Annotated in this window: 16 protein-coding genes; 9 read left to right on the top strand and 7 right to left on the bottom strand. The window is 68.2% G+C overall.

Features of this window, described 5'->3' with window-relative positions:
- Positions 1-52: 52 nt before the first annotated feature.
- Together RVX_RS02885 and leuB are read left to right on the top strand one after the other, a co-directional pair.
- The gene (locus tag RVX_RS02885; protein ID WP_116308243.1) at positions 53-544 is read left to right on the top strand and encodes a 3-isopropylmalate dehydratase small subunit; all 492 of its coding nucleotides are present in this window, start codon (positions 53-55) and stop codon (positions 542-544) included.
- 256 nt (positions 545-800) lie between these two features.
- Positions 801-1,877 carry a 3-isopropylmalate dehydrogenase gene (gene leuB, locus RVX_RS02880; RefSeq protein WP_007524715.1) on the top strand — a complete coding sequence of 359 codons (1,077 nt, stop codon included), beginning with the start codon at positions 801-803 and terminating at the stop codon, positions 1,875-1,877.
- Positions 1,878-3,099: 1,222 nt separating this feature from the next.
- Here the strand turns inward: leuB and pspC are convergent.
- From pspC to pspA, 3 genes are all read right to left on the bottom strand, one after another.
- On the bottom strand, positions 3,100-3,687 hold the full coding sequence (gene pspC / locus RVX_RS02875; protein ID WP_216362362.1) for an envelope stress response membrane protein PspC: 588 nt from the start codon (positions 3,685-3,687) through the stop codon (positions 3,100-3,102).
- 2 nt (positions 3,688-3,689) lie between these two features.
- On the bottom strand, positions 3,690-4,010 hold the full coding sequence (gene pspB / locus RVX_RS02870) for an envelope stress response membrane protein PspB (protein WP_116308242.1): 321 nt from the start codon (positions 4,008-4,010) through the stop codon (positions 3,690-3,692).
- A 217-nt stretch (positions 4,011-4,227) separates the two neighbouring features.
- Complete coding sequence (gene pspA / locus RVX_RS02865) at positions 4,228-4,959, bottom strand: phage shock protein PspA (protein WP_116308241.1); 732 nt, start codon at positions 4,957-4,959, stop codon at positions 4,228-4,230.
- Between the two features lie 189 nt (positions 4,960-5,148).
- Here pspA and pspF point away from each other — a divergent pair, with 189 nt between their 5' ends.
- Positions 5,149-6,384 carry a phage shock protein operon transcriptional activator gene (gene pspF / locus RVX_RS02860; protein ID WP_116308263.1) on the top strand — a complete coding sequence of 412 codons (1,236 nt, stop codon included), beginning with the start codon at positions 5,149-5,151 and terminating at the stop codon, positions 6,382-6,384.
- Positions 6,385-6,458: 74 nt separating this feature from the next.
- Positions 6,459-8,426 carry a molybdopterin biosynthesis protein gene (locus tag RVX_RS02855; protein WP_116308240.1) on the top strand — a complete coding sequence of 656 codons (1,968 nt, stop codon included), beginning with the start codon at positions 6,459-6,461 and terminating at the stop codon, positions 8,424-8,426.
- 723 nt (positions 8,427-9,149) lie between these two features.
- Here RVX_RS02855 and RVX_RS02850 read toward each other — a convergent pair.
- Positions 9,150-10,106 (bottom strand): DMT family transporter, encoded by a 957-nt coding sequence (locus RVX_RS02850; RefSeq protein ID WP_230404852.1) that lies wholly within the window; start codon positions 10,104-10,106, stop codon positions 9,150-9,152.
- Between the two features lie 164 nt (positions 10,107-10,270).
- Between RVX_RS02850 and RVX_RS02845 the strand changes: the two genes are divergently transcribed.
- The 5 genes from RVX_RS02845 (at position 10,271) to RVX_RS02825 (ending at position 14,620) form a co-directional block, all read left to right on the top strand.
- Positions 10,271-10,954 (top strand): peroxiredoxin family protein, encoded by a 684-nt coding sequence (locus RVX_RS02845; protein ID WP_116308239.1) that lies wholly within the window; start codon positions 10,271-10,273, stop codon positions 10,952-10,954.
- 56 nt (positions 10,955-11,010) lie between these two features.
- Positions 11,011-11,883 carry a redoxin domain-containing protein gene (locus RVX_RS02840; protein WP_116308238.1) on the top strand — a complete coding sequence of 291 codons (873 nt, stop codon included), beginning with the start codon at positions 11,011-11,013 and terminating at the stop codon, positions 11,881-11,883.
- Positions 11,884-11,920: 37 nt separating this feature from the next.
- A complete protein-coding gene (locus RVX_RS02835; protein WP_116307786.1) occupies positions 11,921-12,535 on the top strand; it encodes a VOC family protein in 615 nt (204 codons plus the stop codon).
- Between the two features lie 395 nt (positions 12,536-12,930).
- Positions 12,931-13,332 (top strand): MucR family transcriptional regulator, encoded by a 402-nt coding sequence (locus RVX_RS02830; protein ID WP_116307785.1) that lies wholly within the window; start codon positions 12,931-12,933, stop codon positions 13,330-13,332.
- Positions 13,333-13,687: 355 nt separating this feature from the next.
- The gene (locus tag RVX_RS02825; protein WP_116307784.1) at positions 13,688-14,620 is read left to right on the top strand and encodes a DMT family transporter; all 933 of its coding nucleotides are present in this window, start codon (positions 13,688-13,690) and stop codon (positions 14,618-14,620) included.
- Positions 14,621-14,703: 83 nt separating this feature from the next.
- Here the strand turns inward: RVX_RS02825 and RVX_RS02820 are convergent, their stop codons facing one another.
- From RVX_RS02820 to eno, 3 genes are all read right to left on the bottom strand, one after another.
- A complete protein-coding gene (locus RVX_RS02820) occupies positions 14,704-16,209 on the bottom strand; it encodes a flagellar hook protein FlgE (protein WP_116307783.1) in 1,506 nt (501 codons plus the stop codon).
- Between the two features lie 329 nt (positions 16,210-16,538).
- Positions 16,539-17,405: a bifunctional methylenetetrahydrofolate dehydrogenase/methenyltetrahydrofolate cyclohydrolase FolD gene (gene folD, locus RVX_RS02815; RefSeq protein ID WP_116307782.1), complete on the bottom strand. Its 867-nt coding sequence runs from the start codon at positions 17,403-17,405 to the stop codon at positions 16,539-16,541.
- 713 nt (positions 17,406-18,118) lie between these two features.
- Positions 18,119-19,423, bottom strand: coding sequence for a phosphopyruvate hydratase (gene eno / locus RVX_RS02810; RefSeq protein ID WP_116307781.1), 1,305 nt, complete (start codon positions 19,421-19,423; stop codon positions 18,119-18,121).
- Positions 19,424-19,491 lie beyond the last annotated feature (68 nt).

The following is a 19,491-nucleotide window of genomic DNA, read 5'->3' as shown; positions in this document are numbered from 1 at the left end:
GCCCCCTGTCGGCCAGGGACCGTTACACGCCATTTACGGAGGTTTACGCACCATGAGTTACACCGGCACCGCCCACAAGGTGGGCGAGCATATCGATACCGACGCCATCATCCCCGCGCGCTTCCTGGTGACCACCGACACCAAGAAGCTGGGTGAAAACTGCATGGCTGGCCTTGAAGAAGGCTGGGTGAAGCGGGTGAAGCCCGGCGACGTGATGGTGGCGGGGCGCAACTTCGGTTGCGGTTCGTCGCGCGAGCACGCGCCCATCGCCATCCTGGGCGCGGGCATGCCCGTGGTCATCGCGCACAGCTTCGCGCGCATCTTCTACCGCAACGCCTTCAACATGGGGCTGTTGCTGCTGGAAGTGGGCGAAGAGGTGGACAAGATCGCCGATGGCGACACCGTGGAGGTGGACGCGGCCAAGGGGCTGATCACCAACCGCACCACCGGGGCCACCATCACCTGCCCGCCGCTGCCCGCGTCGATGCGGGAGTTGCTGGATAAGGGCGGACTCGTCCCCTACGTCAAGGAGCGTATAGGCTAGCATTCGGGTCTTTTGCCCTCCGGCTTCGTCAGATGCGTCTTTCGCTCCGGTCACGTACGATAAGAGTACGCTCCCTCCGCGAAAGACGCCTCTTCCTCGCCGGAGAACAAAATCCCTCGAATGCCGGTTTTGCAGGCGCGAGGGAAAAGGCGGAAGCGAAAGAAGCCAATCCTGACCATTCCGGCGGCGGGCCGGACCACCGTCCCGCCGCCGCACCACCCATAGCGCGCATCGGTCATCGAAAAGGGATATCCAGATGGACATGAAGATCTGCCTGATGCCGGGCGACGGCATCGGCCCGGAAATCGTGGAACAGGCCGTGAAGGTACTGGACAAGGTGGCGAAGAAGTTCGGCCACACCGTCAGCTACACCAACGCGCTCATCGGCGGCGCGGCCATCGACGCCACGGGCGGGCCCCTGCCGGACGACACCGTGGCCGCGTGCAAGGCGGCCGACGCCGTGCTGCTGGGCGCCGTGGGCGGCCCCAAGTGGGACACGCTGCCCACCGCCATCCGCCCGGAAAAGGGGCTGCTGGGCATCCGCAAGGCGCTGGGGCTGTTCGCCAACCTGCGCCCGGCCACCCTGCTGCCCGAACTGGCCGGGGCCTGCCTGCTGCGCGCCGACATCGCCGCGCAGGGCCTGGACGTGATGGTGGTGCGCGAGCTGACCGGCGGCGTCTACTTCGGCGAGCCGGTGTGCGAGGAAGAACTGCGCGACGGCCTGCGCACCAGTTACAACACCATGATCTACAATGAAGAAGAAGTGCGCCGCATCGCCCGCGTGGCCTTCGAGGCGGCCCGCAAGCGCAGCAAGAAGGTCTGCTCGGTGGACAAGGCCAACGTGCTGGCCGTGTCGCGCCTGTGGCGCGCCGTGGTTATCGAGGTGGCCAAGGAATACCCCGACGTGGAGCTGACCCACATGTACGTGGACAACGCGGCCATGCAGCTGGTGCGCTGGCCCGCCCAGTTCGACGTCATCGTCACCGAGAACCTGTTCGGTGACATCCTGTCCGACGAGGCGGCGGTGATCACCGGGTCCATCGGCATGCTGCCCTCGGCCTCGCTGGGGGCCAGCGGCCCCGGCATCTTCGAGCCCATCCACGGTTCCGCCCCGGACATCGCCGGGCAGAACAAGGCCAACCCCGTGGCCACCATTCTGTCCGTGGCCATGATGCTGCGCTACACCTTCGGCCTGGAGAAGGAAGCCGTGGCCATCGAGCAGGCCGTCAGCGGCGTGCTGCGCGAAGGGTACCGCACCGGCGACATCATGGAGGAAGGCAAGACGCTGGTGGGCACCGTGAGCATGGGGAATCTGGTGGCGGAGCGGGTGTAATGCCCTGTCGGACGTGCCCTGCATAAGAAGTAACGGCTGGCGTGCCTCGTTGAACACGTTTTCTACGAAGGCACGCCAGCCCTTTTGAACACGCTCGATTTCGCTATGCCTCCGGCGGGTGGGGAGCGGTGGCGCGCCCTGTTGGACGCGGCTTCCACGAAGACAGTCGCGCGCGGTTGAACTCGCTCGATTTCGCTATGCCTCCGGCGGGCAAGGGGCCATTGAGCGATGGCCCCTTGCATCCCAGCGCTCCAGGGGCTCCGCCACTTGGAACCCCGGCGTATCCTGCGCCGCATTCTGACGCCGGGCAGCTTCCCTGCGGCGCTTCGCGCCTTCGGGTGATCTGGCGATGGGAATGCGATGTGCCCCTCTCTCCCGCAGCCTTGGCTTCACTTTCTGAGCCATTCCACCGACCTCGTTGCGACGCGTGTCACGTTCCTTTGACCGGCGAGTCACGGCGTTAGATGCCACCCGTGCCGAATTCGTGCAGTAAAGAGAACCTGCCACTGTCGAAAGCACAACTCGTCTCGTTGAGGTGAGGGCTACCTGTGTGCGGCGATACGCGTCCGCAGCCGAAGATCACCGCCGAGGGCTCGCGAGGCGGAAGCTTCGGCGTCGCGGATGCGTACCGCAAACAATGTGTGGAAAGGGGACACTCGCTCGGCCAGACCGACGAGAGCCTTGCGCACATGCGCATTCCGCCGGGCAGATCACCCGAAGGCGCCTTGCGCCGAAGGGAAGCTGCCCGGCACAGGAATGCGGTGCGGGATGAATGGGAATAAAGGCACCGCAGCTACGCCAATGCGCCGGGAGCCTTGTGCGCATCGCATTCAGACGGGCAGATCGCCCGAGGCGCGCCAGCGCCGCAGGGAAGCTGCCCGGCGTCAGAATGCGGCGCAGGATACGTTGGGGGGGACCAGGGGGGCAGCGCCCCCCGGAGCGCGGGGATGCAAGGGGCCGCCGCTCTGCGGCCCCTTGCCCGCCGGAGGCATAACGAGATCGAGCGTGGCCAACAGCGCACGACTGCCTTCGTAGAGGCCGTGTCCAACAAGGCACAGCACCCATTCGCCCCAAAAATACGACGGGAGCGAGAACGTTCGTCCTCGCCCCCGTCCGGAGACGCCTCTCCATCCCGAAGGACTATGGTGTCCGGAACCGTCCGGCCCGCGCGGAGTCCTGCGCGGCAACGCCTCTCGCGTTTCCGCCTTTCCCGCGCCCGGCGCTATCGCTGTGCGCCAAACCTGCGGTCCCAGTCGAAATCCCGTCTCGTGACCACATCCTCCATGCGGCGGATGCGGCCTTCCAGCCGGTCGAACTTCTCCTTCAGCCTGCGCAGCGCCTCGGCCCGCGAGGACACGTAGCTGCCGTAGAAGTCACGCTCGCCCGCGTCGGCCGGTTGCAGCACCGGGCGCGGCTTCATCACCAGCCCGGCCAGCACGTACAGCCCCACCACGGGCCAGAACCCGGTGAACAGGGCCGCCGCCACGAACAGCGCGCGCACCATGAATACCGACATTCCGAAATGTTGCGCAAGCCCTTTACACACCCCCATCAGCTTGCCGTCACGGGCGCGGTACAGGGTGCGCGGTCCGGCATCGCGCCCGCCGCGCAGGCCGTCCCAGGCGTCTTCCTGATGGGTGCCGTCGCGGCGAAAACCATCGCCCTGCCACCCGGCCCGACACCCGCCGTCACGGTCGAATCCGCGCCCGTCACGGTCCTGCCGGTCATGCCGGTCATGCCCGTTCGGGCAATGCCGCCCGCTCCGGCCCCGGCCGGAGCGCCCGTCGAACCTGTCGCCGTATTCGCTCATGGTCATTCCCTCCCCGGCCCGCGCGGCGCGGCGCGCTCACCGGACCGGCCACGCCCCGCCGTGCCGTCGGGGTCGAGCAGCAGCGTTTCCAGCGCCTCCACCCGCTCCTCCATGCGGCCCATGGCCCGGTACATCTCCTGGATCATCCGGGCCTCGTCGTCGTGGGCCGGGGTGGCCCCCTCGCGGGTGCGCAGCAGGCGGTACAGGATGGCCAGCAACAGCACGGCCACCAGCGCGGGCAGCACCATGAACCAGAACATCATGACCGGCCCCAATTGCGCCATGACGGCGAACATTTCCTCGAACATGTACGGCTCATGCATGCGTGGCCTCGAACTGTCGTGCTGCCGTGCGCCGGGGCGTGGCCCATGGCGCGGACAGCGGGGTGGCAAGCCCGGATGGAATCGCGGACGTCAACACGCGCGGCGCAAGTGGCGCGGGCAGCGCGGCCCAATGCGGGTCGGCGCACAACCGGTTTCCGCAAAGGCGATGCCGCGCGGGCATCCAGCCTAGCCTCTGCAACCTGCGGGCGCAAGGCGGTTACTCCGCAGCGCCGGAAACTTCGCCGTGGCGCGGGGCGTCTTCGCCCTTGCCGGCACCTGCCTTGCGCTCGCCCACGCGGGCGCGCAGGGCGGCCAGTTCGCGCTCCAATTCGTCGTGCGTTTCCAGGTCCGCGAAGGCGGCATCCAGACCATTGCGGCCGCCCGAGGGCATGCGCACGGCGTCGGCCTCGGCCTCCATGTGCTCCACGCGGCGCTCCAGTTCCTCGAACCGGTGCATCACCTCCAGCGAGGCGGCGCGGCGCACGTCCTCGCGGGCCTGGCGGCGCACCCGGGCGTGCACGTGGCGCTGCACCAGCATGCGCTGCTTCTCGCGCGCCGCGGCCAGCTTCTCGTCCAGCACGTCCATGTCGCCCTGCGTGCGGGCCACCAGCGCGTCGATCTCGTCCAGTTCGCGGCGCAGCGCGTCGGCGCGTTCGTTCTCGCGGCGGCGTTCCAGCAGCGCCTCGCGCGCAAGGTCTTCGCGGCCGGAGGCCACGGCCAGTTCGGCCCGGCGGTCCCAGCGGTCCACCTGGTCCAGCACGCCGTCCAGTTCGCGGCGCACCCGGCGCGCCTCGGCCATGCTGGCGGCGCACCCGGCCTTCAGTTCCACCAGCGTTTCCTCCATCTCGCGGATCATCAGCCGGACCAGCTTTTCCGGGTCCTCGGCCTTGTCCAGCATGGCGCTGATGTTGGAACTGACGATGTCCTTGAATCGCGAAAAGATACCCATGATCGCCTCCTGCGGTGCGTCGTGCCTTGGTGCCTGCGGGAAAGCAGCAACCGTGCCAGCCCACCCGCAGGAGGCAACCATGAGCAATCACTGGGAATGACCTCAACATGCCGGGCGGCGCGCACCGCCCGCAAAAATGCATTTACACCAATTGCTGGCGAAAATCACCAAAATATGGTTGAACTTCCCATGCACGATCGCACGCGCACTGCCGCCGCGTCGCCCGCGCTGGCCGAGGCCATCGGTCAGTCGGACGCCTTTCTCGCCTTTCAGGAGGCGCTTTCGCGCGTGGCGCGCGTGGAACGGCCCGTGCTGCTGGTCGGCGAGCGCGGCACCGGCAAGGAACTGGCCGCCGCGCGGCTGCACTATCTTTCCCCGCGCTGGCAGGGGCCGCTGGTGGTGCTGGATTGCGCGGCGCTGGCCCCCAGCCTGGCCGAGGCCGAGTTGTTCGGCCACGAGGCCGGGGCCTTCACCGGGGCCGGGGCGCGCCGGGCCGGGCGTTTCGAGCGGGCCGACGGCGGCACGCTGTTCCTGGACGAGGTGGGCAACATCCCCGCCGGGGTGCAGGACAAGCTGCTGCGCGTGGTGGAATACGGCATGCTGGAACGGGTGGGCGGCACGCAACCTGTGCGGGTGGACGTGCGCGTGGTGGCCGCCACCAACGCAGACCTGCCCGCCATGGTGGCGCAGGGGCGCTTTCGCGCCGACCTGCTGGACCGCCTGAGCTTCGAGGTGCTGGCCGCGCCGCCCCTGCGCGAGCGCGGCGACGACGTGGCGCTGCTGGCCCGCCACTTCGCGGCCAGCATGGCGGCGGAACTGGACCTGCCGGAAACGCCGGGCCTGGCCCCCGCCGCCTTGGCCCAACTGCTGGCCCACCCCTGGCCGGGCAACGTGCGCGAACTGCGCAACGCGGTGGAACGGGCCGTGGCCCGGCTGGCTGGCGGCGGCATGCGGGCGGGCGATGTACGGCGAGGCAGCACGAGACCGACGGGCCGCGCCCCGCGCATCGAGCATTTCGACCTTGATCCTTTCGCGCGGCCGTGGCGGACGGGACCGGCAGTCCCCCATCCCGCCCCGGCCGCGCAGCCCCCACCCTCCACGGGGGCCATGGCGGACGGTGCCGGGCCAAGGCGCGGTCCCGGCACCGTACCGCCCGATGGCGCGGCCTTTCCCCCGCGCGAAGCCACGCCGCCAGCCGCCGCGCCGGGCAGTCTCCTCCCCGTCCACACCGGCGCGCCGCATCCGGAATCACTCCTGCCCAGCGTGCCCCTGCCAGAGGCCGTGCGCCAACTGGAGCTTTCCGCCCTGCGCGCCGCCCTGGCCCGCGCCCGGCACAACCGCCGCGTGGCGGCCGAACTGCTGGGACTGTCCTATGATCAGTTCCGCGGCTTGTACCGCCGCCACCGGCAGGATATGGAACCGTAACCGCCCGTAACCAGTTGGCACCACACCGCACCTCACCGCACCGCGCGCACACCGTCAGCACCAAGAGGCACGCCATGTCCCATCCCGATACCTCCGCCACCGTGTCCACCCGCAACATCTACCTCGAAACCCTGCCCATCGCGGAGGCCGTGGACCGCGCCCGCGCCGCGCTGGACCGCGCCGCGCTGGTCCACGCCGAAACCGTGGGCTCGCACGAGGCCGCCGGACGGGTGCTGTCCGAGGCGGTGTACGCGCGCTATTCCTCGCCCACCATGCACAGCGCGGCCATGGACGGCATTGCCGTGCGCGCGGCCGACACCTTTGCCGCGCGCGAGGGCAGCCCCGTGGCCCTGCGCCGGGGCGAAACCTACCACCCGGTCAACACCGGGCACCCCATGCCCGAAGGGTGCGACGCCGTGGTGATGATCGAGCACGTGGCCCAACTGGACGCGGACACCGTGGAAATCGAGGCCCCGGCCTTTCCGTGGCAGCATGTGCGGCGCATCGGCGAGGACATCGTGGCCACCGAACTGCTGTTCCCGCGCAACCACCGGCTGGCCGCCTGCGACGTGGGCGCGCTGCTCTCCGGCGGCATCTGGGAGGTGAAGGTGTGGGAACGGGTGCGCATGCGCATCATCCCCACCGGCGACGAGGTGCTCGATTTCACCACCCGGCCGGAACCGGGCGCGGGGCAGGTGGTGGAATCCAACTCGCAGGTGCTGTCGGCCATGGCCCGCGACATGGGCTGCATGGTGGAGCGCATCCCCCCGGTGCCGGACAACCCGGAGGCCCTGCGCGCGGCGCTGGCCCGCAGCCTGGAGGACGGCTTGCACGTCACCGTGCTGTGCGCGGGCTCGTCCGCCGGCAGCAAGGATTTCACCCGCCAGATCATCGAATCGGAAGGGCGGGTGCTGGTGCACGGCATCCAGGCCATGCCCGGCAAGCCTTCGCTGCTTGGCGAATGTCGCGGGCGGCTGGTGGTGGGCGCGCCCGGCTACCCCGTCAGCGCGGTGGTCTGCTTCGACGAGTTGGTGGCCCCGCTGGTGGCCTGGATGGGCCGCACCGTGCCCGCCGACCGCCCATCCGCCGACGTGCACCTGACGCGCAAGGTGCCCTCCAAGCTGGGGGTGGAGGAATTCGTGCGCCTGGCCGTGGGACGCGTGGGCAACCGCCTGGTGGGCACGCCGCTGGGGCGCGGCGCGGGCAACATCACCACCCTGTCGCGCGCCCAGGCCGTGGCCCGCGTGCCCGCCCTGTCCGAGGGCGCGGCCGAGCACGACGTGCTGCGCGCACGGCTGACCGTGCCCGAGGCGGTGCTGGACTCCATTCTGGTCTGCGTGGGCAGCCACGACAACACCCTGGACCTGCTGGCCGACGAACTGATGGGCGGCGAGCGGCCGTTCCGGCTCGTCTCCACCCACGTGGGCAGCATGGGCGGCATCACCGCGCTGCGCGGCGGCTCGTGCCATTTCGCGGGGGCGCACCTGTTCGACCCGGAAACCGGTGACTTCAACTTCCCGTTCCTGGCCAAGTACCTGCCCGACATGGAGGTGCGGGTGGTGAATCTGGCCATCCGGCATCAGGGTCTCATCGTGGGCAAGGGCAACCCCAAGCATATCCACGGCGTGGAAGACCTGGCGCGCAGCGACGTGCGGTTCATCAACCGCCAGCGCGGCGCGGGCACGCGCATCCTGCTCGACTGGCATCTGGGGCAGGCGGGCATCGCCCCCTCGCGGGTGCAAGGGTACGACAAGGAAGAGCACACCCACATGGCCGTGGCCGTGAACGTGCTGACCGGCGCGGCCGACTGCGGCCTGGGCATCCACGCCGCCGCGCGGGCGCTGGGGCTGGACTTCGTGCCGCTGGCGCGCGAGCGGTACGACCTGGTCATCCCCGTCGGGCACATGGAGGACGCGCGGGTGCAGGCCGTGCTGGCGCTGCTGCGGGACAGGCAATTCCTGAAACGGGTGGAAGAAATGGGCGGGTACGAGACCACGCTGTCCGGGCGGGTGATGGAGAAGGGAATGGGGTTGGAGGGGTAGGCGCGACGCGCCGATGGGTGGAGGTGGAACGGCGTAGTGCCTTGTTGGATGCGGCTTCTACGAAGACACGCCAGCCCCTTTGAACACGCTCGATTTCGTTATGCCTCCGGCGGACAGGGGGGGTTGCAACGAACACCCCCTGTACCCCCGCGTTCCAGGGGCTCCGCCCCTTGGAACCCCGTGTCCTCATGCACCGCATTCTCTCGCCGGTCAGCTTCCCTGCGGCGCACAGCGCCTTCGGGCGATCTGTCCGGCGGAATGCGCATGTGCGCGAAGCTCCCGCAGCCACACCGCCACTCGGGAGACTTCCCGACGCCCCCGTTGCGACGCATATGCCGCCGCCAAAGTCCGGCGGCATATGCTTCTACGCACGGGGCGTTGTCGTTGCCCGCCACCCAAAAGGCAAGTGGTATCCCCGGCAGGGGTTTCCCAATCCTGCCCTGTTCCCTTTCCCTACACCCCGATGCTATCCCGATCCCCTTCCTTTAAACCCGTGCGCGACCTTGCGCGCACGGGGGGCTGGTGTCGGGAGGGCGGCGTGAAAATAAGAGTTTTTTCCGCTGGCGAGGAAGGGCGCGTTTCGCCGCAGGGAGTGTATATGCATACTCGACCAAGGCGAAACGCGCACTGACGACGCCAGCGGGAAAAAGGCTGTTTTTGCGTCGCCTTCCCGGCGTTGCAGGGCCTGCGCCGCCTCCCCCTGCCTTCTCAATCCGCCCGGCGCTACCCCCGGCGTTGCAGCAGGTTGCCCGCCACGATGAGCACCAACCCCGCCAGCGTGGTGGGCAATATCCGCTCGCCCAGCAGCAGCGCAATGAACACCAGCGACAGAAACGGCGAAAAGAAGATCAGGTTGCCGATGCGCGCCGCCGACTCCGTCAACCGCATGGCCTTCAGCCAGAACACGAAGGCAATGCCCATCTCGAACGCGCCCACGTACGCGGCGGCGGCAAGCCCCTGCCCCAACTCCGCCCGGAACGGCAACGTCGAAAAAATGCACGTGGCCGCCAGCACCAGCGGCAGCCCCGCCGCGAAATTGCAGAACAGCCCCAGCACCGGCTCCAGCGGGCTGCGCGCATTGCCGATCCAGTAGAGCGCCCAGATCACCGTGCTCACCAGCGCCAGCGCCACGCCCCCCACGTTGCCCCCGGCCAGCGCGGCCACGTCGCCCCGCGTGGCGATGACCACCACCCCCGCATAGCTCACCGCCACGGCCAGCAACTCGCGCCGGGTCACCCTGTGCCCCAGCAGCGGCACGGACAGCAGCGTCAGGGTGATGGCCCAGGTGTAGTTCACCGGCTGGGCCACCTGCGCGGGCAGCAGGGCATACGCCTTGAACAGCACGATGTAGTAGACGAAGGGGTTCAGCACGCCCAGCAACCCGGCGCGCAGCAGCTCTCGCCGGGGCACGGCAGCCAGTTCGCGGGCAACCCCCCGCGCGCCGTGACGGCACAGCAGGATGGCGGCCAGCACCAGCAGCGAAACCCCTGTGGACACCAGCAGCAACTGCAACGGGTCCAACTGGCGCAGGGCCAGCTTGAAGGCCGTGGCCACCGTGGACCAGATGGCCACCGTGGCGATGCCGTAAAGATACGCCTTGCGCTGGTCGGTACGCGCTCCGGCGGGCATGCCGGACGCCGTGGCGGCATCGCCCGCGGAACTGTCACGAGGGGTGGTCATGTGCGCCTCCTGCCGGATGTACTAGCACCGCCGTGGGGGCATGCCAATGTTTGCGGCCCCCTGCGCACGGTGCAGGACCGGATGCAATGGGCCGCACCTTTGCGCAAACCGGATTCCTGTTGTATGATTTATGGCAGTACGCACCGCAAGCACCGGAGACCGCCATGCACCCGCACCACGCCCCGCAAGCGTTCCAGCCCGCCGCCCGGCCAGCCACTGTTCCCTGCCGTGACACCGCCCCCCAGCCCGCCACGCTATTGCGCATCATCCTGCTGGCCGCCCTGCTGGCGCTGCTGCCCGCCTGCGCCACGCCCACGCTGGCGGAGCCGGTACCAGCCAGCACCCCTTTTCCGGACATCCCCCTGGAAAACGCCGCGTCGCCCGACCAGTTGGCCGCGCTGGGCCTTTCCGGCCAGGGGCCGTGGAAACTTTCGGACATCCGCCCGCCCGGCATGAAGAACGCGGGCAAGGCACCGCTGGTGCTCATCGAGATTTTCAGCATGTACTGCCCGCACTGCCAGCGCGAGGCCCCGCACATGAACCGCTTCGCCGAACTGCTGGCCGCGTCCCCGCTGAAGGACCGCATCGCCGTCATCGGGGTGGGCGCGGGCAACACCCGCATGGAGGTGGACCTGTTCCGCGAGCGTTACGGGGTGACCATTCCCCTGTTCGCCGACCCGGACCTGGCCGTGCATGAACAGGTGGGCGAACCCGGAACGCCGCATTTCTTCCTGGTTTCGCTGAAAAACCGCACGGCACCGGCCACGCTGTTTTCGCGCACCGGGCGCATGGCCTCGCCACAGTCCTTCCTGGACGAGCTTGCCGCCATCGCGAAGCGCGCCAACTGACACCGCCAGACCACCCGATGCAGCCGAACAAGACGGACCCACGCGAGGTAGCCGACATGAACGGAAAAGAATTCACCGCGCCGACCAGCACCGGGCCACGCCCGGTCCGAGGGCTGGCCATCACCCTGGCTCAGGCTGCCATCCGGACACTGGCCGTCACCCGGATCATCACCGGGACGCTGCCGCGCGCCCTGCTGTTCGCGTTGGCCCTTCTCGCCCTGCTGGGGGCTGCGCCTGCCGCCTGCCCCGCAGCGGGGCTCCAGGATCTGCTGTATCAGGAAGCGCCCCGCAAGCCCGTGGACAGCGCGCTGAAGGTGGCCGTGGGCGACCCCGCGCCCGACTTCGCCCTGCCCGCGCTGCCCTCTCCGGCCGCTTTGGCCGTGCAGGGCGGCAGCCCTGGCGATGGCATGGTCCGGCTGTCCGACTACCGCGGCAAGCGCGCGGTGGTCCTTTCGTTTGTGCCCGCCGCGTTCACGCCGGTCTGTTCCGGGCAGTGGCCTGGCTACAACATCGCCCGCGAGGAATTCGAACGGCGCGGCGCGGTGCTGCTGGGCATCACCACCGACAACCTGCCCTCGCTGTACGCCTGGACCCGCGAAATGGTCGAGAACTCACCCGGCGCCGACACCGGGCATGACGCAGGCAGCAGCGGCCCGCAGGCCTCACCGCCGCCAGGCAAGGCGCGGGCGTCTTCCGCCGCCGCACCCGGCGACCCTGCCGGGCTGTGGTTTCCGGTGCTGTCCGACTTCTGGCCGCACGGGGCCGTGGCCGCGTCCTACGGGGTGCTGCGCGGCGACGGCATGGCGGAGCGCGCCCTGTTCGTCATCGACAGGCAGGGCGTCATCCGGCACATTCACGTCTCGGACATCAACAAGCGCCCCCCGCTGGACATCATCCTGCGGGCGCTGGATGCGCTGCCCGCCCCCTAGCCCACCCGCACGCCGTTCAACCGCGTCAGGAGCACCAATGCCCCGCTACACCGGCTTCAACCACCTCGCCATGGTCACCGGCGACATGGAGACCACCGTGCGCTTCTGGCGCGACCTGCTCGGCATGCGCATCGTGGCGGGGCTTGGCCACCCCGGATACCGCCAGTATTTTTTCGAGGTATCGCCCACCGACATGATCGCCTTCTTCGAGTGGGACGGCGTGACCCCGGTGGAGGAAAAGGACCACGGCGCGCCCGTGCGCGGGGCCGTGGTGTTCGACCATGTGTCCGTGGGCGTGGCCTCGGACGACGACCTGTGGGAACTGAAGGACAGGCTGGAAGCCGCCGGATTCTGGTGTTCCGAACTGGTGAACCACGGCTTCATCCATTCGCTGTACAGTTTCGACCCCAACGGCCTTGCCATAGAATTTTCCGCCCCGGCGCCCGGCGTGGACGTGCGCGCCGCCCCCCGCATGACCGACACCCACCCCGCGCCCGCCGCCATGGAGGGCCCGGACCCCGTGCCCGGCCACTGGCCGCCCGTAACCGCGCCCACCCCCGCCGCCGACCGCAGGGTGTACCCCGGCGAAGGCGACGACTTCCTGCGCATCAAACGCAACGCCTGGGATACGCCGAAGCCCGGCCGTTCATGACGCCCGGCCGGAGTGCGCAACCGCACATCCGGCGTCACACAGGACGCCCCGCCTTTTTCCGCATGCACATGCACTGCGCGTGCAGCCCACCTGCGGACCGCGCACAGCCGTTTCACCGCTCCCTGGCCATGTCGGGAGCGGTGTTGCGTTTTTTCATTCGGCCATGCACCCGCCGGTACATCTTGTTGCATGCAAGAAAATAATGGAATTACGCCACAAGAGGTGCTAATGCAGTGCACATGCGCATTGCGGCCTTGACCGCGCATGATGTACCCCGGTTTCACGGCGGCCCATGCAGCGGCGTGCGCCACGCCCCGCATACGGAGTGCGACGATGTCGGCCGCCGTGGCCCCATCGGCCATGTTGCGCCTCCGCCACCACAAAGGAGTACCGAAATGGAAGAATATCTCAAGCAGGCCCTCGACATCGTGAAGGCGCAGGCCAGCGTTCGCACCATGGCCGAGGAAGAGATCAGCTCCATGGTGCAGAAACTCGCGCAGGCCATCCGCCAGATCAGCGAGGGCGGTCCCGCCGATGAACAGGCCGCCCCAGAGGCTCCCCTGCCCGACGCCACGAAGGCGCTGAAGGAAAAGTCCATCACCTGCCTGGAATGTGGAAAGACCTTCAAGATCCTGACCCGCAAGCATCTGGCCTCGCACGACCTCACGCCCGACAGCTACCGGGACAAGTACGGCTACCGCAAGGACATGCCGCTGGTTTGCAAGTCGCTGCAGCGCGAGCGCCGCAAGAAGATGAAGGACATGAAGCTGTGGGAGAAGCGCCGCAAACCGGCGTAGCACCTGGCGGACCTTGCGCCGCGCCCCCGGCTTCTTTCGTGCTCGCCGCCTTGTCGGCCACGCATGACGTTTCCGACGCCCCGACGGCACCTGCCGCCGGGGCGTCGTCATTGCGGAAAACGGTCGCACAGGTACACTTCAGCCAGCGCGCGAATGGCGGGTTTCGCCGCGCGTTCCCCGCATCGGTGGCGGGCCTGCGCGTGCCTTTCCATGTCTTCGCCTCCCTTCCTGCCCGGCCCTGCGCCCCCCCGTCCCGAAGAAGCGCCGCTCCAACCCGTGCCAGTGGACACGCGGGGGGCGCGCGTCTAGTGTGCGCCCACCGCCCGCCCCACACACCTCGTCCCCAGAAACGCACATGCCCGCACCCCGCATCCCCACCGCCTCCCCGGCCACGCTGGCCCTGTTGTTGGCCATGCTGCTGTGGAGCAGTTCGTTCATCGCCATGAAGGTGGCCCTGGAAGGGTATGACCCCATGGTGGTTGTCTTCGGGCGCATGGGCATTTCATCGGCGGTGTTCCTGGCCCTGTGGCGCAACTTCCGCCACGTGCGCTACCGCAAGGGCGACTGGAAGCGCCTGGGAGCCATGGCCCTTTGCGAGCCCTGCCTGTATTTCGTGTTCGAGGCGTATGCCCTGCGGTACACCTCTGCCTCGCAGGCCGGCATGATCGTATCGGTGATGCCCCTGTGCGTGGCCGTGGCCGCGTGGTTCATGCTGGGCGAACGGTTGGCCCGCCGGGTGTGGTGCGGCTTCGGCCTGGCCATCGCCGGGGTGGTCTGGTTGAGCCTGGGCGGTGCCAGCAGCGAAAACGCCCCCAATCCGCTGCTGGGCAACCTGCTGGAACTGTGCGCCATGGTCAGCGCCACCGGGTACGTCATCAACGCCAAGAAGCTGTCCGCCACCTACCCCCCGCTGTTCATCACCGCCGTGCAGTCCCTGGCGGGCAGCGCGTTCTTTCTGCCGCTGCTGTTCCTGCCCACCACGCACCTGCCGGACGCCTTTCCGATCCTGCCCACGCTGTCCGTGGTGTACCTTGGCACATGTATCTCGCTGGGGGCATACGGGCTGTACAATTTCGGCGTCAGCCGCCTGCCCGCCGGGCAGGCCTCGGCGTTCATCAACCTGATTCCGGTGATCACCCTGCTCATGGGCCGGGTGCTGCTGGGCGACGAACTGACCCCGCAGCAGTACGCGGCCTCCGCACTGGTGCTGGTGGGCGTGCTGCTGTCGCAGGGCAAGGGCGCGACCCGGCGCAGCGACGCCGCGCCGGAACCCGACGCGGGGGGCTAGCGCGCCGCGCGCCCCCCCCTGCCGCAACGAAAAGGCCGCCCCCCTAAAGGAGCGGCCTTTCTCATGCCAGTGCCGTTCGGCCCCTACGTGCGCTTCAGTTCCAGCGCCTTCTGGATCATGGAGTCGGCGGTCATGATCGACTTGGAGTTGGTCTGGAAACCGCGCTGGTAGAGGATCATGTTCACGAACTCGCGCTCCATGGACACGTTGGACTGCTCCAGCGTCTTGGCTGCCACGGTGCCGAAGTTCTCGGTGTCGGGCAGGCCCTCTTCCGCCGCGCCGGAATCCTTGGTGGCCGAAAAGTGGTTCATCCCCTCGCGGCGCAAGCCGTCCTCGCTGGTGAAGCGGTACAGGGTGACGCGGTACAGTTCATCGTTCTGGCCGTTGCTGTAGCGCCCGATGACCGTGCCGTCCGAACTGATGTCCAGGCTGGCCAGAAATCCTTCCGCGTAGCCATTCTGCTTCGAGCGCAGCTCGGACGAACTGCCCCCATAGGCCGTGGTGCTGGCCGAGGCCAGGGTGGCCCCGCCCATGCCCATCAGGGCGGAGGCATTGGACCCCACCGCTGCCGGGGTGGCCGCGCCCGCCGTCCACGTGCCGGTGGACGAGGACAGGCCGAGATCCAGGCTGATCAGTTGCGTGCCCCCGCCGCTGGCGAAGGTGGCCGAGAACTGCGGCAGGCCGTCCGCCCCGAACGAGGCCGGAGCCCAGTTGCTGAGGTTGGTGGCGTCCGTGCCGGTGGGCGTGTAGGCGGACATGTTCACCAACTGCCCGGCGGAATTGAAGGTGAGCGTGCCGGACATCAGCAGCCCCGCGCCGGATGTGCCCGCCAGGGCCGATCCGTCCTGCGCCGGGTTCATGGCCACCACGAACTCGAAATACTTGTTGCCGCCGCTTTGCCCCGCGCCGTCGAAATACACGTTCACGTCGTGCGCAGTGCCCGATGCGTCGTAGATCTTGATGGTCTGCTTGTAGTTGTAGGCGGAATCGCCCAGGGGCGTGTCCGACGTGCCGTTCCACTTGGAAAGCAGCGAGAAGTAGGGGTTGGCCGCGTCGGACGACTTGTCGCCCGAACCCAGGTTGTTCAGGGCCGTGATGGACGTGGTGGCCCTGGGAGCCATGACGTTGCGCCCGTTTGCCCCCGGCGGCAGGCTGATTGGCCCCGTCGCGCCCTCCACGCCGTCGGTGATGGCCCGCCCGGTGAGCACGTAGCCGTTGGGGTCCACCAGGTTGCCGTCCTTGTCGAACCGGAAGTTGCCCGCGCGCGTGTAGTGGACGTCGCTGCCCAGGGTAACCTGAAAGAACCCCTTGCCGTTGATGGACAGGTCGGTGATGTCGGTGCCCGACTCATACGGCCCCTGCCCATACGCGGTGCGGATGGTGGTCAGGTTCGAGCCAAGGCCCACCTGGCTGATGGACGTGGTGGCGGAGTTGCCCGTGCCCGCGTACTGGCTGAGCAGGTCCTCGAACAGCGCCTGCTGTTGCTTGAACCCGACGGTATTGACGTTGGCGAGGTTGTTGCTCACCGCCTGCATGCCCTGCGACAGGGTTTTCATGCCGGAGGCGCCGGAATAGAGGGCGCGTAACATGCGTGTCTCCTCGGGCGTGGAATGCCCCGGTCCGTGCCGCGTTTCGCCTGCCTTCCCGGCGGAAGGCGGGCACGCGGGACCAGGGAAGATTCTTCCCTGAAGGGTCGCAAAGCACGAGCCGTGCCAGCGTTGGGCAATATTTCGCAACATTGCGGAATGTAAAGACGTCGGCGCATGAAAACGGGCGCGAGGCGGCAGGAACTGCCCTGCGGCGGTGGCCCGCGCATGCGAAAGGGCCGCGCGGCTGTGCCACGCGGCCCTAAAGAGCCTCGCGCATGCGGGGCCTGCCGGGCGGTCTGCCCCGGCATCACCCCCGCGCCGAATCCCCGTTACCCGGCCATGCCGGTGCGGGCCTTCCACGAGATCACGGTATTGACGAGCAACTGGGCGATGGTCATGGGACCCACGCCGCCGGGCACCGGCGTCATGGCCGAGGCGATGCAGCTGATGTCGTCGTACTTGCAGTCGCCCACCAGCCCTTCTTCGGTGCGGTGAATGCCCACGTCCACCACCACCGCGCCGGGCTTGACCATGTCCGAGGTTATCAGGCAGGGCCGCCCCGCCGCCACGAACAGGAAATCGGCCCGGCGGCATTCCTCGGCAAGGTTCGGCGTGCCGGAATGGCACACCGTCACCGTGGCGTTGGCGTACTTGCCGGGCGCGCCCAGCATCAGCGCCAGCGGCTTGCCCACGATGTTGCTGCGCCCCACCACCACGGCCTTCTTGCCCGAAGGCGAAAGGTCGTACCGCTCCAGCAGGGTCATCACCCCCGCCGGAGTGCACGGGCGAAAGCCCGGCAGGCCCAGCGCCAGCCGCCCCATGTTCTCGGGGTGAAAGCCGTCCACATCCTTTTTCGGGCTGATGCGCTCCAGACAACGCTGGCTGTTCAGCCCCTTGGGCAGCGGCAGTTGCAGCAGGATGCCGTCGATGTCCTCGCGCCCGTTCAGGTCGTCGATGAGCGCCTCCAGCGCCTCCTGCGCGGTGTCCGCAGGCAGGCGAAACGCCTCGGACCGGATGCCCGCCTCGGCGCAGCCGCGCTCCTTGTTGCGCACGTACACCTGCGAGGCCCCGTCGTCGCCCACCAGAATCACCGCAAGGCCCGGCGCGCGGCCCGCCGCCGCAAGACCCGCCGCCACCTCTTCCTTCAGCTCCGCGCGAATGGCCGCAGCCGTCGCCTTGCCGTCAAGCAGCACCATGTCTCCACCTCCCGAAATCCGGCGCGCGTGCGCGCCGCCTGTCTGATTCCGCTGCCCGGCACTGTTGTGCGTCCCGGTCGCATCCGCCATGTGTCGCTGCCCTGTTTCTCCGCGGGAGAGCAGGCAGTGTTTTGAAGTCGGGGCTCTGCCCCGTGCCCCGCCGGGGGAGCACGCTCCCCCGGTCCCCCTTTCAAGGGTGGGGCTCAAACTGAAATATCTTTACAAAGGCATCGCAGTGGCAGACCGGCTCACACACGCAAGGCCCGCCGTCTCTCCGTGACGGGCCACGCCGCAGCACGGTGCCTTCCTGTCTCCACCAGTCTTTCTTCTGTCGAACTGCCTTTCTTCCTTATACTCCGCGCGGTCCTCCGCGCGGACGGCGGGTGCGGGAAAGACGGGTGAAACTACGAAATGCGGAGGCTGGCAAGGAAGGGGACGTTTTCCCGAAGGGAGCGTGCGGCAGCCGTTATGTGAGCTTGCGAACATTACGGATGGCGACCGCAACGCGCTCTGCCGTACGTGACCAAGGGAAAATGGCCACTGACGCCGCCAGCACCCGAATAGCGGGTTTTGCCGCGTATTCCCCGCGTTGGGACACAGGCAGGGCCTCTCCCCGCCTTTCCCTCTTCCCTCCTCCCGCCTTTCTCCCCCCGCCCGAAAGCAAAAGGGAGGGAGCCTCGCAGACCCCCTCCCCGTCATCGCGCAAGCGTGCGCTAGTCCTCGCCTTCTTCCTCGAAGCCGAAGTGCGCGCTCATCATGGGCCCGAAGTAGATGCCCGTGTCGTCCAGGTCTTCCTCGATGCGCAGCAGCTGGTTGTACTTGGCCAGCCGGTCGCTGCGGCACAGGGAGCCGGTCTTGATCTGCCCGGCGTTCAGGCCCACGGCGAGGTCGGAGATGAAGTGGTCCTCGGTCTCGCCCGAACGGTGCGAAATCACCGTGGTGTACGCGGCCTGCTTGGCCATCTCGATGGTGTCCAGGGTCTCGGTCAGCGTGCCGATCTGGTTCAGCTTGATGAGGATGGAGTTGGCCACGCCCTCGTCAATGCCCTCGGCCAGGATGTCCGGATTGGTCACGAAGATGTCGTCGCCCACCAACTGGATGGTGTCGCCCAGCTTGTAGGTCAGCTCGCGCCAGCCGTCCCAGTCGGACTCGGCCAGGCCGTCCTCGATGGAGATCAGCGGGTAGCGCGTGGTGAACTCGCCCAGCCATTCCACCATCTCGGAATTGGACAGGTTCTTGCCCTCGCCCGCCAGCACGTACTTGCCGTCCTTGTGGAACTCGGACGCGGCGGCGTCGATGGCCAGCGCGATTTCCGCGCCGGGAATGTAGCCCGCTTCCTCGATGGCCTTCATGATGTAGCGGAAGGCCTCGTCGTGGTTCTTCAGGTTGGGGGCAAAGCCGCCCTCGTCGCCCACGCTGGTCACGTGGCCGTCGGCGGCCAGCAGCGCCTTCAGGGTATGGAAGGTCTCCGCGCCCATGCGCAGCGCGTCGCGGAAGGTGGCCGCGCCGATGGGCATGATCATGAATTCCTGAATGTCCAGGTTGTTGGGCGCATGCGCGCCGCCGTTGATGATGTTCATCAGCGGCACGGGCAGCACCTTGGAATTGACGCCGCCCAGGTACTGGTACAGCGGCAGCCCCAGGAAGCTGGACGCGGCCCGCGCGGTGGCCAGGGATACGCCCAGCATGGCGTTGGCCCCCAGGCGCGACTTGTTGTCGGTGCCGTCGAGGTCGAGCAGGGTGTTGTCCACCTGCACCTGGCGCAGGGCGTCGAGCCCCACGGTGGCCTCGGCGATTTCACCCATCACGTTGTCCACGGCCTTCTCCACGCCCTTGCCCTTGTAACGGCCCTTGTCGCCGTCGCGCATTTCCAGCGCTTCGCGGGTGCCGGTGGAGGCGCCGGAAGGCACGGCGGCGCGGCCGGTGTGGCCCGATTCAAGGGAAACTTCCACCTCGACGGTGGGATTCCCGCGGGAGTCAAGGATTTCCCTCGCCCAGACGGATACGATGGTGCTCATCTGCATCTCCTTGGTCCTTTCATGTTCGTCGGGTTTCGGTCGTCGGAATGTCTATTGTCGGATGCGGC

Source organism: Nitratidesulfovibrio sp. HK-II, assembly GCF_003402415.2.
GTDB lineage: Bacteria > Desulfobacterota > Desulfovibrionia > Desulfovibrionales > Desulfovibrionaceae > Cupidesulfovibrio.
The sequence above is the reverse complement of the archived record's forward strand: the minus strand, read 5'-3'. Positions and strand labels throughout refer to the sequence as shown.

What these genes read in the sequence shown, in the direction of transcription:
- RVX_RS02885 (WP_116308243.1), top strand. Translation starts at nt 53, where the DNA reads ATGAGTTACACCGGCACCGCCCACAAGGTGGGCGAGCATATCGATACC.
- leuB (WP_007524715.1), top strand. Translation starts at nt 801, where the DNA reads ATGGACATGAAGATCTGCCTGATGCCGGGCGACGGCATCGGCCCGGAA.
- pspC (WP_216362362.1), bottom strand. Translation starts at nt 3,687, where the DNA reads ATGAGCGAATACGGCGACAGGTTCGACGGGCGCTCCGGCCGGGGCCGG.
- pspB (WP_116308242.1), bottom strand. Translation starts at nt 4,010, where the DNA reads ATGCATGAGCCGTACATGTTCGAGGAAATGTTCGCCGTCATGGCGCAA.
- pspA (WP_116308241.1), bottom strand. Translation starts at nt 4,959, where the DNA reads ATGGGTATCTTTTCGCGATTCAAGGACATCGTCAGTTCCAACATCAGC.
- pspF (WP_116308263.1), top strand. Translation starts at nt 5,149, where the DNA reads ATGCACGATCGCACGCGCACTGCCGCCGCGTCGCCCGCGCTGGCCGAG.
- RVX_RS02855 (WP_116308240.1), top strand. Translation starts at nt 6,459, where the DNA reads ATGTCCCATCCCGATACCTCCGCCACCGTGTCCACCCGCAACATCTAC.
- RVX_RS02850 (WP_230404852.1), bottom strand. Translation starts at nt 10,106, where the DNA reads ATGACCACCCCTCGTGACAGTTCCGCGGGCGATGCCGCCACGGCGTCC.
- RVX_RS02845 (WP_116308239.1), top strand. Translation starts at nt 10,271, where the DNA reads ATGCACCCGCACCACGCCCCGCAAGCGTTCCAGCCCGCCGCCCGGCCA.
- RVX_RS02840 (WP_116308238.1), top strand. Translation starts at nt 11,011, where the DNA reads ATGAACGGAAAAGAATTCACCGCGCCGACCAGCACCGGGCCACGCCCG.
- RVX_RS02835 (WP_116307786.1), top strand. Translation starts at nt 11,921, where the DNA reads ATGCCCCGCTACACCGGCTTCAACCACCTCGCCATGGTCACCGGCGAC.
- RVX_RS02830 (WP_116307785.1), top strand. Translation starts at nt 12,931, where the DNA reads ATGGAAGAATATCTCAAGCAGGCCCTCGACATCGTGAAGGCGCAGGCC.
- RVX_RS02825 (WP_116307784.1), top strand. Translation starts at nt 13,688, where the DNA reads ATGCCCGCACCCCGCATCCCCACCGCCTCCCCGGCCACGCTGGCCCTG.
- RVX_RS02820 (WP_116307783.1), bottom strand. Translation starts at nt 16,209, where the DNA reads ATGTTACGCGCCCTCTATTCCGGCGCCTCCGGCATGAAAACCCTGTCG.
- folD (WP_116307782.1), bottom strand. Translation starts at nt 17,405, where the DNA reads ATGGTGCTGCTTGACGGCAAGGCGACGGCTGCGGCCATTCGCGCGGAG.
- eno (WP_116307781.1), bottom strand. Translation starts at nt 19,423, where the DNA reads ATGAGCACCATCGTATCCGTCTGGGCGAGGGAAATCCTTGACTCCCGC.